The following is a 14,986-nucleotide window of genomic DNA, read 5'->3' as shown; positions in this document are numbered from 1 at the left end:
ACCGGAATCGTGCACTCCCTGATGAATAACGTATCAAACAAACCCAAGCGCGATACACCATTTAGCAGGACGCCTTGAACGGTAAAAAAGCTTTCCTTCCCCGATTTAATTCGGGAAAGGAAAGCTTTTTTGATTTTGATGAATTCGGGAGCGCCGCCCGATCATATTCCGCGCGAACCGATCATAACCAGTGCCGCCCGAACATATCCCGCGCAAACCGATCATAACCAGTGCCGCCCGATCATATCCCGCGCGAACCGATCATAACCAGTGCCGCCCGATCATATCCCGCGCAAACCGATCATAACCCAGCGCCGCCTGAACATATCCCGCGCAAACCGATCATAACCAGTGCCGCCCGAACATATCCCGCGCAAACCGATTATAACCCAGTGCCGCCCGAACATATCCCGCGCAAACCGATCATAACCAGTGCCGCCCGATCGTATCCCACGCGAACCGATCATAACCAGTGCCGCCCGATCATATCCGGCGATAACCGATCATAACCCAGCGCCGCCCGATCATATCCCGCGCTACCCGATCAAAAACGAGTGGCGACCAATCATATCCCCTAAATCCAAATCACTCAAAAAACGAAAACGGAAATAGTTCAAACTTCTTCCCGTCAGTTTCGCCTACTGTGCGCTGTTCTCGTAGCACTTTATCCGTACATAGCTTTTGTGGCATATCCTTTTCTTTTACATAAACAAGCCGTTGTTTCTCGCATTCATTTACAGCGATACCACCTGTGTCAACGTCAATAATGACGCCATTGACTCCATTCGGAGGGATGAACGGTTCGGGTGGAAGACCGCGATTTACGGTCTCCATGAAGTCGATCCATATTTTTTTCGATGCCGCTTTATCCGTCGTGTCGGTCAGTTGCTTTCCGACATCATATCCGGTCCAAATCCCCGCCGTTAGTGAAGGGGTGTAGCCAATTAAGTATTGATCCGAAATCGTCGTTCCAGATTTTGCTGCATAGGGCCGCGTCTGTTTTGAGCGCATAGATAAACCAGTGGCAGTAGAATAATCGTTGAACACTGGATCGAACATACCAGTCATCAGATGAGTAAGAACAAATGCATCCTGTTCGCTGATGACATGTTTCTTGCTTTGCTTCGGATGTTCATAGACCGTTTTTCCGTCTGCATCTGATATGGATAGAATCGTCGTTGGGACTGTTTCGATACCGCCTGACGCAACTCGGTTATAGGCATTTGTCATGTCAGAAAGTGTGACAAGTGAAGTGCCAAGTGCGGTTGCAGGAGATTCTTCGAATTCACCGTCAACGCCAAGACGTTCAGCCATTTTGCTGAATTTCTTATAACCGATATCTTCAAGCGTTTTCACTGCGTAAATGTTATCGGAAATAGCCAGTGCCTGCGCAAGCGAGATAGGGTGGCCAGCAAATTTACCGTTCACATTGTTTGGTTCATACGTCGAACGGCCTTCATCATAAGTGAAAATGGTTTTTTCCGTCGATAAAAATGTCAGTGGACTGAACCCATCTTCGAGTGCAGCTGCATACAAAATAGGTTTCATCGCTGAGCCGGGCTGACGCTTTGCTTGGGTCGCCCGGTTGAACGGACTTTCGGTATAATTTATCCCACCTATGAGCGATGTGATTGCACCCGTTCCTGTTTCTATCGACATGAACCCAACTTGTAAACCGCTATCCGGCATCCATTTAGCGATCGTTTCTTCGGCGGCTTGTTGGTGAAGTGGATCCAGCGTTGTCCGGATTGTCCAACCACCTTCTGCCGGATAGCGTCCTTTCGCTACAAGTACTTTTTCAGCCTCACGCCACACTTCATCCAGAAAATAAGGGGCAACGCGCTTAGAGTCAGCCCATTCGCGGTTTTTTAACGTAATTTGTTCGTTCGTCGCCCGTTCTTCTTGGCGCGCCGTAATGTACCCTTGCGCCTCCATAAGTGACAATACCAGCAATGTTCGTTCCCTCGATTTCTCGGGATTTTCAATAGGCGAATAAACCGAAGGACCTTTCGCGATGGCAGTAATAACGGCGGATTCCTCTAACGTCAGATCTTTTGCTGACTTTCCGAAATAAAACTTACTTGCCGCCTCGACACCATACATGCCATGTCCGAAGTAAACAGTATTCAAATAACCTTCTAAGATGACATCTTTTTCGTAAAATATTTCCATTCGATAGGCATAAAGTGCTTCAGTGATTTTCCGTTTCCATGTCTTTTCAAACGTCAAATACAAGTTTTTCGCATATTGCATGGTAATTGTGCTGGCTCCTTCGACTTTGCGCCCGGATTTCGCATCTTTCAAAAGGGCGCCTGCAATCCGTCTATAATCAAAACCGTTGTGGCTATAAAAATTCTTATCTTCTGTCGCAACGACTGCATCGATTAGAAACGGTGACATGTCATCGAGGTCTACCCAGTACCGTCGTTCTGCGGAAAACCGGTCGCCAATTTGCTTGCCATCTTTATCAAGAAAGACAGAAGCTTTTGGCACGCTTAAAGAAGGTGCGCCTGTAATTTGAGCATAGAGCCTGAGCGATAGGAAGATGGTCAGCACCGCCATTATCATCGTGACGGATAGCAGCAACAGCCTTCGTAATGCCGAGCGTCTTTTTTTCTGTTTCACATATACTGTCCGTTGCATACGATCCCGTCCCGTCCATATCTTTGCATCTAGTATGGGACGCATGGAAACAGATTAAACGGAACATGCGTAAAAACATGCATTGCTCGGATAGATTGAAATGTAGACCGTAAAAAGGATATAATAAGAAGATGTTTTCATGAAAAGGACAGTGAGTATATGGAATCGCGGGAAAAAGGGCGATATGTAACGATTAAGCTCCATTCGTCAATTCGCCATCCAGGCCAAGACGAGGAGAAGCATGAATTGAATGCAAAAGGTTTGCTGATTGAAAAAGCAGGTAAATCTTATTTGAAATATGAAGAACAACAAAGTGGAAAGTCGATTCAAACAATTGTTAAATTGGATTCTACAGACGCACTTATTATGCGTCGCGGTGCAGTTACGATGCGATTGCCATTTGTTGCAGCTGGTGAACGTCCAGGAACGTACGGCAGTGGACCGGCGACGTTTGACTTAGTTGTCAAAACGGACAAGCTCGATTTCAAGGAGCAAGAAGACAATTCCGGAGGACGCTTCAATGTGCATTACGATTTGCATGCAGAAGGATCGCTTCTTGGAACATACGAACTGACTATTACATACACGGAGGGAACAATATGAACGCGGTAGAACAGATTCAACAAGAGGTAAAAGTGGCACTTCGTCAAGCTGTAATTGATGCGGGTTTGGCAGAAGAAACGGCAATACCGGACATTATGCTTGAAACGCCTAATAACAAAGACAACGGCGATTATGCAACGAACATTGCTATGCAACTGACAAAGTTAGCGAAAAAGCCGCCGCGTGCAATTGCGGAAGCGATACTTGAAAAACTAAATACGGATGGCACTTCGATCGAATCGATTGAAATTGCAGGTCCTGGTTTCATCAATATAAAATTAAAAACGGATTACTTAGGCGGCATCGTCAAGACCGTTCTTGAACAAGGCGAGAACTACGGCCGTTCAAACTTTGGCAATAAACAAAAAGTCCAAGTTGAATTTGTTTCTGCTAATCCGACAGGTGACCTTCACCTTGGACATGCACGCGGAGCTTCTCTTGGTGATTCTCTATCCAACGTTCTCGATTTCGCTGGCTACGATGTGGCACGTGAATACTACATTAACGATGCAGGAAATCAAGTGCACAACCTTGCTAATTCTGTTGAAGCACGTTATTTCCAAGAACTCGGGTTGGATAAAGAAATGCCTGAAGACGGCTACCAAGGACCGGACATTATTAATATCGGTAAAATGCTGGCAGCTGAATATGGCGACAAATACGTCAACACGCCAGATGAAGAGCGTTATGCATTCTTCCGCCAATATGGCCTGGAGCATGAATTAGAAAAGCTAAAAACAGACCTTGCGAATTTCCGTGTGTCGTTTGATGTCTGGTTCTCTGAAACTTCATTGTATGAAAACGGCAAAATCGATGTTGCTCTTGATAAATTACGTGCCAATGGCCATGTCTTTGAAGAAGATGGCGCAACATGGTTCCGTTCAACAACTTTCGGTGATGACAAAGATCGTGTGTTAATTAAAAACGACGGTACTTACACGTATTTGACACCGGATATCGCGTACCATGAGGATAAATTGTTCCGCGGATTCGATAAAATTATCAATATTTGGGGCGCAGATCACCATGGTTATATTCCACGGATGAAAGCGGCAATCGAAGCGCTTGGTTACGGCAACGACACACTCGAAGTCAGTGTCGTACAAATGGTTCAGTTATATAAAGACGGTGAAAAGTTCAAGATGAGTAAACGTACGGGGAAAGCTGTAACCTTGCGTGAGCTAGTTGAGGAAGTTGGTCTGGACGCAGTCCGTTACTTCTTCGCAATGCGTTCAGGTGACTCGCAGATGGACTTCGACCTAGATCTAGCGATTTCTCAGTCGAATGAAAACCCTGTGTACTACGCACAATACGCGCATGCACGGATTTCATCAATCTTGCGCCAAGCTGATGAAAATGGCATGGCTGTATCTGTGGATAATGTTTCTTTACTGCAAGCTGAAAAAGAGTTGGAATTACTGAAGAAAATCGGTGACTTCCCGCAAGTAATCAGTGATGCAGCGAGAATTCGTTCACCACACCGCGTTGCAACATATATCCAAGAACTAGCGGCTACATTCCACAGCTTTTATAACGCAGAAAAAGTGCTAGACCCAGACAACCGCGAACTATCGGAAGCACGTCTAGCATTAATTACAATCACACGCACAACAATTGCAAATGCATTGAAACTTATTGGTGTTTCTGCTCCAGAAAAGATGTAATAAAATTGAACGCCATACTTGAGAGATTGTTATCTCTCAAGTATGGCGTTTTTCACATGCAGATATTCTCCCTATATATGTTGAACAAATGAATACGATGCATGCTCTTTACAAGGGCTTTTGGAAGGCCGCTGAATAAGTCCAACTACCTGGAATGAATTAGAAATCCTGCTAATATCGCTTCGACGCTTTGTGGATGCCTCCCGCGATAAGCCAGAAAGAAGACCGCTTTCAGTCTTATCGCTCCGGCTACCACGAAGGCGCGCCTTCGCTGGATTGTCTATATAATAGAATGCACATTGCATTGTCGGGGAAAAGACCTGTAGCTCGTAGTATGTCTTTCTTCAATGAAATTAGTATAAAATAGTACTCACATTATAATCTCAGTCCAAACTCATGGCGAGAGGCATCCCCAAAGCGCCAAGCGATCTGTAATCCACACGCCGAACTACAACTCTTCCGATTAATGTACACTCTAGCGCCAAGCGATCTACAATCCACATTCCGAATTAATACTCTCTCATCATCGAGCGACACAACAGATTCAACGGGATTCTTTAATTCAACATATCTAAATCTACAAATCTCCCTCACTATCGACACAATAAAAATTTGTAGTATACTGAAAGTTGTACAAAATACATACCAAACATAAAGGTGCCCCGCATTAAAAACGGGGTTAAAAGGGAAGTCGGTTCAATGCCGGCGCGGTCCCGCCACTGTAAGTGTGAGTTAGTCGCAATGTGTCACTGGAAAAAGTTCCGGGAAGACGCGGCAAGCCTTGAACACGAGCCAGGAGACCTGCCTTTATGGATCACACGTACCCTACGAGGATAGGATTAGTGAAAATCGACGTCACTGTGCGTCCAGATTTTTACTCAGCTTATTCCTCCGTAGCAATTACGGGGGATTTTTATTTGGAACAAACAGGAGGAAAACAACATGAAAAAGATTTGGCAATTAGGATTAACGGCATTTTTGGCAGTATTCTTGCTCGCAGCATGTGGAACAGCTGCTACACCAGATAAGCCGAAAGTAGATGGAACACCGGAAGCGGAAGTGGTCAAAGCTGACTTCCCGCTTACGCTAACGGACTCGGTTGGCAATGAAATTACCCTGGAAACTGCACCGGCAACAATCGTTTCTATGGTTCCAAGCAACACGGAAATATTGTTTGAACTAGGTCTTGGGGATGCGATTGTCGGCGTCAATGACTACGATGATTATCCAGCAGAAGCACTTGAAAAAGAGAAAATCGGCGGCCAGGATTTCAACGTCGAAAAAATCGTTTCCATGAACCCTGAAATTGTTTTTGCACATGAATCAGGACTTGGAACAGGCAAAGAAGGACTGCAACAAATCCGCGATGCAGGAATCCCAGTCTTTGTTGTGAAAAATGCAGCGAGTTTCGAAGAAACGTACACAACGATTGAAACAATCGGTCAAGCGACTGGTAAAACAGTAGAAGCAGAAAAAATCATTACGGATATGAAAGCAAAAGTAGAAGAAGTATTGGCGAAAATAGCAACAGTCGACAATAAAAAAACAGTTTTCGTTGAAACATCACCTGAGCCAAACATTTACACACCAGGAAAAAATACATTTATGGATCAAATGCTAGAAATGATTGGTGCTGAAAATATTGCTGCTGATCAGGAAGACTGGTTTATGATAGCTCCGGAAGAAATTATTAACCGTAATCCAGATGTAATTATCGTGTTGTATGATATCGAAACGGCAGTTGCAGACGTTTATGCACGCCCAGGTTTCGATACGATTACGGCAATTAAAGAAAAAGCTGTTGTTCAAGTTAAAGAGAATATCACTAGCCGTACAGGCCCCCGTCTTGCTGAAGGGCTTGAAGAAATAGCAAAAGCCATCTACCCTGAGGCTTTCGGTGAGTAAATCCAGCGTTGCCTACATCGTTTCCGCCGCCGCACTTCTTGTGGCGGTGTGGCTCGGTGTGTCAATCGGGTCTGTGAAAATACCGATTAGTACGTTATGGAATGCAGGGGCGGATGCAACAGCTACCAATATTTTGTGGAAGATTCGTATGCCGCGTGTCGTGCTCGCGGGACTTGTCGGCGCTTCGCTCGCGATTTCGGGCGCTGCTTTCCAGGGGTTGCTGAAAAATCCGCTCGCTGATCCATACACCCTCGGAGTGTCATCCGGCGCCTCGGTCGGTGCTGTTATGACGCTCTTTTTTGGTATTTCTATCCCGTTTTTAGGCACTTATACGCTTCCTATATTCAGTATGGTTGGTGCTGCATTAACAATGTTCCTCGTTCTTGGATTTGCACGCCTCGTTGACCGAGCGATGAGAATGGAAACAATTATTTTGACCGGAATCATTTTCGGTTCGTTCCTCGGTTCTGTGCTATCACTTATGATAGCGCTCACAGGGGAAGAGTTGCGCCAAATTATTGGTTGGCTACTCGGCAGTGTTTCGATGCGAGGATGGAATTATATTACGATGATTTTGCCATTCGTCGTCGTAGGTTCATTCATGCTGTGGCTGAATCGCCGCGAATTAAATGCGATGTTATTTGGAGAAGAACGAGCGCATCATTTAGGTGTCAACGTCAAACGCCGTAAGTTTGCCATTTTGATTGGTGGATCCATCCTGACAGGTTCGGCAGTCGCGGTGTCCGGCACAATTGGCTTTGTTGGTCTAGTCGTTCCGCATATGACGCGACTTCTTTGGGGATCTGATCATCGTCATCTGCTGACATTATCGTTCATGAACGGTGCGACGTTGCTCATCATTTGCGACTTAATTGCACGGACAATCATTTCGCCGACAGAACTTCCGGTCGGTGTCATCACAGCGTTTATCGGTGCACCCGTATTTGCATTTATCTTCTATAAACAACGGAGGAAAGGAGGCATGTGAAATGTTAAAAGTCGAAAATATTTCCGGTGGTTATGGCAAAGAATCCATCGTGAAAGCTGTGACATTCACTGTCAATAAAGGCGAAGTACTCGGCATACTTGGACCCAATGGCAGTGGTAAATCCACACTTTTGAAAATTATTTCAGGCATTCTCCCGAAGGAAACGGGTTCCGTCACAATTGACGGGCAAGACGCTTCTACTTATTCACAAAAAGAATTTGCCAAAAAAGTAGCCGTCTTGCCACAACTCCATGCACATGCATTTTCCCACACTGTTCGAGAAACGGTTGAACTCGGTCGCTATCCGCACCAATCAGGACTATTTTCCTCATGGTCAGATGAAGACGAGCGCGCCGTGACCGATGCCATAACCAGTATGTCCATCACACGTTATGCTGAAAACTCGATAGAACTCCTATCCGGCGGTGAACAGCAACGTGTTTTCGTCGCACAGGCACTCGCACAGGAGGCGCCTATTTTATTACTCGATGAGCCAACGAATCACTTGGACATCGCTCACCAACAACAATTACTCGATACGATTCGTCAACAGGCAATTGACAAAGGACTCACAGTTATTTCGGTGTTTCACGATATCAATTTGGCTTCTTTATATTGCGACCGACTTCTCTTGATGGATAAAGGGCGGATTGCCAGAATAGGTGTGCCACAAGACGTAGTGATGGAAGAGGCAATCGAATCTGTTTACGGTGCGCGAATAAAATCACAGCCCCATCCTGAATTGCCAAAACCTCAAATTACACTGCTGCCGGAAACCAAAGAGGAAATTAAGCCTTTCGCCGTTGTAAAAGAGGACTTTTCGATAGCATCGGACTTTGTTGCATTACGAACAAAATATCCGTTGAAAACCATTTCCTCCGCCGTTCATAATGCTGGAACAGGCTGGTATCGGTCGTTTGTCAATCGTCATGTTGATGCTGATTACAATGTAGACGACGTCAAAGCTGAAAATACTTCCTATCTTGAACAGCAAGGTTTTCATCTGACGGATACGGTCGGTATGATGACCGCGGTCATGACGGATCATGCCGAAGTCGAGGAATACACAGGGGATTTCGGAACGATTCTGATTGCGGTAACAGCTGGCGTTGGTAATGCTGTCGATGTCTCGCAAGCACTCACGCGTGATCAGAAACCTCGTGTCGGTACAATCAATACATGGATTATCGTCAATGGCCAGCTACCTGATGAAGCATTTATCCAAGCAATGATAACGGCAACAGAAGCGAAAACGAAAGCGCTTCAAATGGAATCCATAACAGATCCGCTCACAGGCACAATTGCGACAGGTACATCGACGGACAGCCTGCTAGTCGCGGCAACACAACAAGGAGAATTCCTGCCGTATGCAGGTCCGATTACGCCGCTTGGAAAACTGATTGGCCACGGAGTTTATGACTGCACTGTACGGGCAATCCGTGCCTACAAAAAGGCGAAAGGGTGGACAACTTGATTCCTGCACATTTTATCGCCATTGCAATTGGTTTTCTGCTCGACAGAATTATTGGGGATCCACCGAAATTGCCGCATCCAGTCCGCTTAATTGGGACGTTCATTGCCAAATTGACTAGTGTTATGAATAAAGGTCGGTTCCGCACATTAAAAGGGGCGTCTACACTCTTCATCACAGTCGGGATTGTGTTAGGTATCGTTTTTGCTTTAGTAGGTTTTGCCTATCAATTCAATATCTATGTAGGTATTGGCGTGGAATCAATTCTGATCGCCGTCGGGCTGGCACAAAAAAGTTTGCGTGACGCTGCACTTGACGTTTACCGTCCGCTTGCTGCACAGGATTTACCTGCAGCACGAACGAAGTTGTCATGGATTGTCGGTCGCGATACCGATAAACTAAAAGAAAGTGGCATCGTACGTGGAACAGTTGAAACTGTGTCAGAAAATATTGCGGACGGCATTACATCGCCATTATTTTGGGCATTCCTTCTGGGAGCACCCGGTCTTTGGATGTACAAAGCAGTGAATACACTAGATTCGATGATTGGTTATAAAGACGAACGATATGAGAAGTTCGGTAAATTTTCTGCACGCGCGGACGACATTTTGAATTTCATACCAGCACGTGTGACGGGTTTTCTAATCATTTTATATGCGCCGAATAAAAGTCAGTTGTCCTTTTGGAAACGCTTTGCTGGCTGGAGTAAAGACGCAAGGAAACATCCAAGTCCAAACAGCGGATTTTTGGAGGCAGCGACGGCTTGGCAACTTGGCGTTACGCTTGGCGGAACAAGTACATACCGCGGAATCGTATCGAAGCGACCTGAGCTTGGTCCAGGCAACACCCCGCTAACCGCAATACATATTAAACAAACCATTACACAGATGCATATCATAGTGTTTATTTTCTGGCTAGTAATGACGGTGATTGGAGTGGCTTTATATGCAGTTGCCTGAACATGGCGCAAATCCGCAAAACCTTTACGCAACACTGGGCATTGAACAGCCTATACGGTTATTGGATTTCAGTGAAAATGTCAATCCGGCGGGTCCTCCTGATTCAATTACCAAGATGTGGCCAAGTTTACGAGATTTGCTTACGGCTTATCCAAATCCAGAAGGGGAGCCGTTTCTGTCAGCGGCTGCCGATTACCATGGCATTTCGACCGATTATTTATTCGCGGGGAACGGGGCGGCAGAACTGCTGGCACTTTTGGCAGAGCGTTATCGCGCAAAGCGAGCGATTGTCGTGCACCCGACATTTTCCGAATACGAAGCGACTCTCTTGGCGAAGGATGTGGAGATTGTTCGCGTTATTGCATCGGAAAGTGACGGCTTTAAATTGCCGTTGGAAGCTATCCTTGAGGCCATGACTTCAGCATCAGTTCTGTACCTTTGCACACCAAATAATCCAACTGGAATCATGCCTGAACGCACGGATTTGAACGTAATTATCAGGCATGGTGCTGAAGTAGGTTGTGAAGTCGTATTAGACGAGGCTTTTATCGATTTTGTTGATGAATCACTGTCTTTCATCGCAGAATTAAAAAATAATCCGCACGTCATCGTCGTTCGCTCTATGACGAAAATGTACGCCATTCCGGGAATACGACTCGGGTATATCGCGGCAAATCCGTCGATAATTAGGGGGATAAAAGCACTCGCGCCGCATTGGAATGTGAATGGTTTAGCTGCTCAAATCGGGGCGGTGTGCTTACAGGAAGAGCAATACCGCGAACAGGCAATTCAGTATAGTAATCGTGAACGGGAAAAAATGACACGGTTTTTAACAGACAATGCGTGCAACGTTACTGATTCTGTGACGAATTTTATTTCATTCACCCTAAGTTCTGGCAGTGATTCGAATAAGTTGTATAAAGATATGCTCGCACGTGGAATTGTCCTCCGTCATTCGCAAAACTTCCGCGGTATGGATGGCAGATGGTTGCGGATTGGCATGAAAAACGATGCGTCCATGAACATCTTGAAGGAGGAGCTGTTGCAATGGTTCGCGGAAAACTGACGTTCATAAGTGGCGGCGTTAGAAGCGGGAAAAGCTCCTATGCAGAAAAGCTGCTTGTTCATGAAGCGCAGAAAAATGCGGCCCGGCTAGTTTACATTGCCTCCGGCGTCGTAACGGACTCAGAAATGCAGGCGCGTATTGAACATCACAAATCGGATCGTTCCACTCATAGTTGGACAACCCTTGAACAACCAGTCGAGCTGGAAAAGGTATCGCCCTCCATTCAACCGGGGGATTACGTGTTATGGGATTGCCTGACGACATGGTTAGCAAATGAGTTATACACAGGTTGGGAGTCAGGAAAACCTTGTATTGGACAAGCGGGTTGTATGGAGCGCAAGGAAACACAGTTGTACACAACGATTGACACACTAGTGTCGCAAGCCGCCCATCTCGTTATTGTTTCGAATGAAGTCCTAGACGAACTGCCATCAGAATATGCTGAAACGGAATTCTACAGTAAATGGATTGGCCGCATTCACCAAGTGCTTGTCAAAAAAGCAGATACAGCAATTGAAATGGATTACGGAATCCCAATCATATGGAAAAATGATCGGCAGGAGGTGACGCAATGAATGGGCTAATTGTTTTAGGAACAGCATCAGACTCTGGAAAAACGATGATTTGTACAGCGTTGTGCCGCATTTTATCGGACGAAGGCGTGCGGGTAACACCCTTCAAATCGCAAAACATGTCTCGTTTTTCAGCGATAACGGAAAATGGCGAAGAAATGAGCCGTGCACAATTCATTCAAGCGCAAGCTGCTAGAACGAAGCCGTCGATTTATATGAATCCAATTTTGCTGAAACCAGTTGCGGACATGAAATCGGAAGTGCTTTTTTTCGGAGAGAAATTTGGTCCAATTGTTGGAATGGCGTATCGCGAACAGTTCTTCACGCGTGGAATTGAGGCCATTAACACGTCGCTTACCAAGCTGGCAGAAACGTACGAAACGGTCATTATTGAAGGTGCGGGCAGTCCTGCAGAAGTGAATCTCAACGACAGGGAAATTGTGAATATGCGCGTGGCAGAAATTGCGGATGTACCTGCTGTTTTGGTGGCAGATATTGATCGCGGAGGTGCTATCGCATCAATCGTCGGGACGCTACAACTATTACCAACTGAGCATCGAAAACGTGTCAAAGCTATTATTATCAATAAATTCCATGGTGACGTTTCTTTATTCCAAGAAGGGATTGAATTTATAGAATCCTACACTGGAGTTCCAGTGGCAGGTGTTATTCCTTATAAAATCGATCATGGCATCGAAGAGGAAGATATGGATCGACCGGTAATGAAAGCACCTGCGGGAATCGACGTCTATGATGCATGGGCAAAACATGTTAAAGCGCATCTCAACTGGCCGCTAATCAAAGAAATTTTGTCACAACCTGGTGAGATGGAATGAACGGATTGCTGCTAGCCATGCAATTTTTCACGGCAATCCCCGTTCGAAAAGAATTGCCACTCGGCCGAAGAGAAGTGACAGCAATGTATGTGGCTCTACCTTTCGTTGGAGCGGCAATTGGGCTCGCGATGTACGGAGTGTCGGAACTTCTAGTGAATTATTTACATGTTGGAACATTTCTTGCATCGGTTTTTATCGTATTGACGGCTATCATACTGACCGGCGGTTTGCACCTGGATGGCTGGGCGGATACGGGCGATGCATTCTTTTCATACAAAGATCGCGAAAAACGACTCGAAATTCTAGAGGACCCGCGACTTGGTGCATTTGGAACGATGGCGCTTGTTTTATTGATCATCGTGAAAATCGCTGTGTTCAATGAAATACTGATGCGTGGTTCAGGGAATATTGCGCTGTTTATAGCGATTCCTTTCCTAGCAAGAGCCTCTATGAACCTATATTTCTCCACTGTACGTCTTGCAAAAGATAAAGGAATCGCACACTTTTTCAAAGAAAAGATTTCAATAAATATACTAATTAGCTGGACGCTAGTAAGTAGTGCAATGACTTTATTCGCGCTAGGGTTTATGTTGACAAGTGTACTAATTCCAATTGTGATAGCGGTTGTAATTGGAATCGCATTCTTCACGTTTCGTAACTGGTCATTGAAGCATTTTGGAGGCGTCACAGGCGACCTATGTGGTGCATTCATTGAAGGAATGGAGGTATTGTTATGGCTAGCCGTTTTGTGCTTTATCTAATCCGGCATCTTCCTACTTTGGGCAATAAAGAACGGAAATATATTGGCTGGACAGATGAACCGATTTTAGATTCGGCTAATTTGAATTGGCGTCTACCCGAAGCCCCGATACACGTTTACAGCAGTGATCTTCGTCGTGCAAAACAAAGTGCTGCTCGCTATTTCCCAGATGCGTCTATTGAAACAGCTGCCAGTTGGCGCGAATGTAATTTTGGCGAGTTTGAAGGGAAAACATATGCGGAACTTGAAAAGAATAAGGACTATCGCAAATGGATTGATGATCCATATGAATTCGCACCATTAAATGGTGAAAGTTTAACAGATCTAGAAAGGCGGGTAGTGGCTGCAGTGAAACAATTGCCGAACAAGGCGGTTGTCGTGACACATGGGGGACCTATTCGCGTAGTCTTGACGAAGTTTTCATCTGAAGATAAAGGTTTTTGGTCGTGGGACATCCCGCACGGAACGGGTTACCGATTTGAATGGGAAAGCGACAAAGCATTCGAGGAGGGGGAGTCATGCACGTCTATATCGGCGGTGCCCATAACGGCAAACGAGAATACGTAAGAAAATGGCTGACCGAGCAGGGGCAAGAAAACGTACACTGGGTAGAAGGAAATTGTCTGGGAGATAGTTTCATAGTGGATAGGGAAACCATTCAGACGACTGTCATAGCTGGAGTCGAGAAGTGGCTTGCGGAAACGAATTTATCGGAACAAGCGGCCATTGATTATGTAATGAGTTGCATCGCCAAGGATAGTCAGACAGTTTTTATATTAACCGATATTGGACGGGGAATCGTTCCTATCTATGCAGACCAGCGAAAATTACGCGATGCTTGCGGCCGGCTTTATCAGCAATTAATGGCGGAAGCGGATGAAGTGACAAGAATTTGGTATGGCTTGGCAAAAACTTTAAAGAAAAGGGGAGAACAACAATGAAAATTTACACACGTACAGGGGATAAAGGGAAAACAAGTTTAATAGGGGGCCGCGTCGACAAAGACAGCCTGCGTGTTGAAGCATATGGCACGATGGATGAATTGAATTCATTTGTCGGCAAAGCAATGACGGAACTCGATCCTGCAATTTTTGCGGATATGCTGACAGATTTGGAAGCCATTCAAAACGAATTATTTGATGGTGGGGGCGACCTTGCAAACGTTATGAAAGAACGTCATTACAAATTGTCTGAGGAACCTGTTGAAGTGCTTGAGCAACGCATTGATGTGCTAATGGAAGAAGCGCCGCCATTAGAGAAATTCATCTTACCAGGTGGATCGCCTGCTGCTGCAACACTTCATATTGCACGAACTGTTGCGAGACGCGCAGAACGTCAGACGGTTACACTTTTAAAAGCAGAAGAAGATGTACCGGCAGTAGTACAACGTTATTTGAACAGGCTTTCCGATTATCTTTTCGTTGCAGCGCGCATTGCGAATTCCCGGGTTAACGTACCGGATAATGAATACGTAAGAAGTGCTAAAGTGTTCAGAACGGATAAGAAAAAGGAGGATTAA

Annotated in this window: 14 protein-coding genes and 1 riboswitch; of the genes, 13 read left to right on the top strand and 1 reads right to left on the bottom strand. The window is 45.5% G+C overall.

What is annotated here, in order from left to right; translation table 11 throughout:
• Positions 1 to 585: 585 nt before the first annotated feature.
• Positions 586 to 2,643, bottom strand: coding sequence for a transglycosylase domain-containing protein (locus ACGLYD_RS16635; protein WP_067213232.1), 2,058 nt, complete (start codon positions 2,641 to 2,643; stop codon positions 586 to 588).
• Positions 2,644 to 2,802: 159 nt separating this feature from the next.
• Here ACGLYD_RS16635 and ACGLYD_RS16630 point away from each other — a divergent pair, with 159 nt between their 5' ends.
• The 13 genes from ACGLYD_RS16630 (at position 2,803) to ACGLYD_RS16570 (ending at position 14,986) form a co-directional block, all read left to right on the top strand.
• Complete coding sequence (locus ACGLYD_RS16630; protein WP_067213229.1) at positions 2,803 to 3,246, top strand: DUF1934 domain-containing protein; 444 nt, start codon at positions 2,803 to 2,805, stop codon at positions 3,244 to 3,246.
• Positions 3,243 to 4,910, top strand: a complete 1,668-nt coding sequence (gene argS / locus ACGLYD_RS16625; protein WP_399629357.1) for an arginine--tRNA ligase — start codon at positions 3,243 to 3,245, stop codon at positions 4,908 to 4,910. Before ACGLYD_RS16630 ends, argS begins: the two co-directional genes overlap by 4 nt.
• Before the next feature lie 638 nt (positions 4,911 to 5,548).
• A riboswitch (cobalamin riboswitch) is annotated at positions 5,549 to 5,734 on the top strand.
• A 118-nt stretch (positions 5,735 to 5,852) separates the two neighbouring features.
• Positions 5,853 to 6,815 (top strand): ABC transporter substrate-binding protein, encoded by a 963-nt coding sequence (locus ACGLYD_RS16620; RefSeq protein WP_399629354.1) that lies wholly within the window; start codon positions 5,853 to 5,855, stop codon positions 6,813 to 6,815.
• Positions 6,808 to 7,803, top strand: a complete 996-nt coding sequence (locus ACGLYD_RS16615) for an iron ABC transporter permease (protein ID WP_342539189.1) — start codon at positions 6,808 to 6,810, stop codon at positions 7,801 to 7,803. Before ACGLYD_RS16620 ends, ACGLYD_RS16615 begins: the two co-directional genes overlap by 8 nt.
• Position 7,804: 1 nt before the next feature.
• The gene (locus tag ACGLYD_RS16610; protein WP_342539187.1) at positions 7,805 to 9,277 is read left to right on the top strand and encodes an adenosylcobinamide amidohydrolase; all 1,473 of its coding nucleotides are present in this window, start codon (positions 7,805 to 7,807) and stop codon (positions 9,275 to 9,277) included.
• The gene (gene cbiB / locus ACGLYD_RS16605; protein ID WP_399633279.1) at positions 9,277 to 10,233 is read left to right on the top strand and encodes an adenosylcobinamide-phosphate synthase CbiB; all 957 of its coding nucleotides are present in this window, start codon (positions 9,277 to 9,279) and stop codon (positions 10,231 to 10,233) included. Before ACGLYD_RS16610 ends, cbiB begins: the two co-directional genes overlap by 1 nt.
• The gene (locus tag ACGLYD_RS16600) at positions 10,220 to 11,299 is read left to right on the top strand and encodes a pyridoxal phosphate-dependent aminotransferase (protein ID WP_399629351.1); all 1,080 of its coding nucleotides are present in this window, start codon (positions 10,220 to 10,222) and stop codon (positions 11,297 to 11,299) included. The genes cbiB and ACGLYD_RS16600 overlap by 14 nt, the downstream gene beginning before the upstream one ends.
• Positions 11,281 to 11,874 (top strand): bifunctional adenosylcobinamide kinase/adenosylcobinamide-phosphate guanylyltransferase, encoded by a 594-nt coding sequence (locus tag ACGLYD_RS16595; RefSeq protein WP_399629348.1) that lies wholly within the window; start codon positions 11,281 to 11,283, stop codon positions 11,872 to 11,874. Before ACGLYD_RS16600 ends, ACGLYD_RS16595 begins: the two co-directional genes overlap by 19 nt.
• Positions 11,871 to 12,707, top strand: coding sequence for a cobyric acid synthase (locus ACGLYD_RS16590; protein ID WP_187045941.1), 837 nt, complete (start codon positions 11,871 to 11,873; stop codon positions 12,705 to 12,707). The genes ACGLYD_RS16595 and ACGLYD_RS16590 overlap by 4 nt, the downstream gene beginning before the upstream one ends.
• Positions 12,704 to 13,468 (top strand): adenosylcobinamide-GDP ribazoletransferase, encoded by a 765-nt coding sequence (gene cobS, locus ACGLYD_RS16585; RefSeq protein ID WP_399629346.1) that lies wholly within the window; start codon positions 12,704 to 12,706, stop codon positions 13,466 to 13,468. The genes ACGLYD_RS16590 and cobS overlap by 4 nt, the downstream gene beginning before the upstream one ends.
• Positions 13,441 to 14,034, top strand: coding sequence for a histidine phosphatase family protein (locus ACGLYD_RS16580; RefSeq protein WP_399629343.1), 594 nt, complete (start codon positions 13,441 to 13,443; stop codon positions 14,032 to 14,034). Before cobS ends, ACGLYD_RS16580 begins: the two co-directional genes overlap by 28 nt.
• Positions 13,986 to 14,408, top strand: coding sequence for a bifunctional adenosylcobinamide kinase/adenosylcobinamide-phosphate guanylyltransferase (locus ACGLYD_RS16575; RefSeq protein ID WP_399629340.1), 423 nt, complete (start codon positions 13,986 to 13,988; stop codon positions 14,406 to 14,408). Before ACGLYD_RS16580 ends, ACGLYD_RS16575 begins: the two co-directional genes overlap by 49 nt.
• Positions 14,405 to 14,986, top strand: coding sequence for a cob(I)yrinic acid a,c-diamide adenosyltransferase (locus ACGLYD_RS16570; protein WP_187045937.1), 582 nt, complete (start codon positions 14,405 to 14,407; stop codon positions 14,984 to 14,986). Before ACGLYD_RS16575 ends, ACGLYD_RS16570 begins: the two co-directional genes overlap by 4 nt.

It is taken from the genome of Sporosarcina sp. SG10008, assembly GCF_044569405.1.
GTDB lineage: Bacteria > Bacillota > Bacilli > Bacillales_A > Planococcaceae > Sporosarcina > Sporosarcina psychrophila.
The sequence above is the reverse complement of the archived record's forward strand: the minus strand, read 5'-3'. Positions and strand labels throughout refer to the sequence as shown.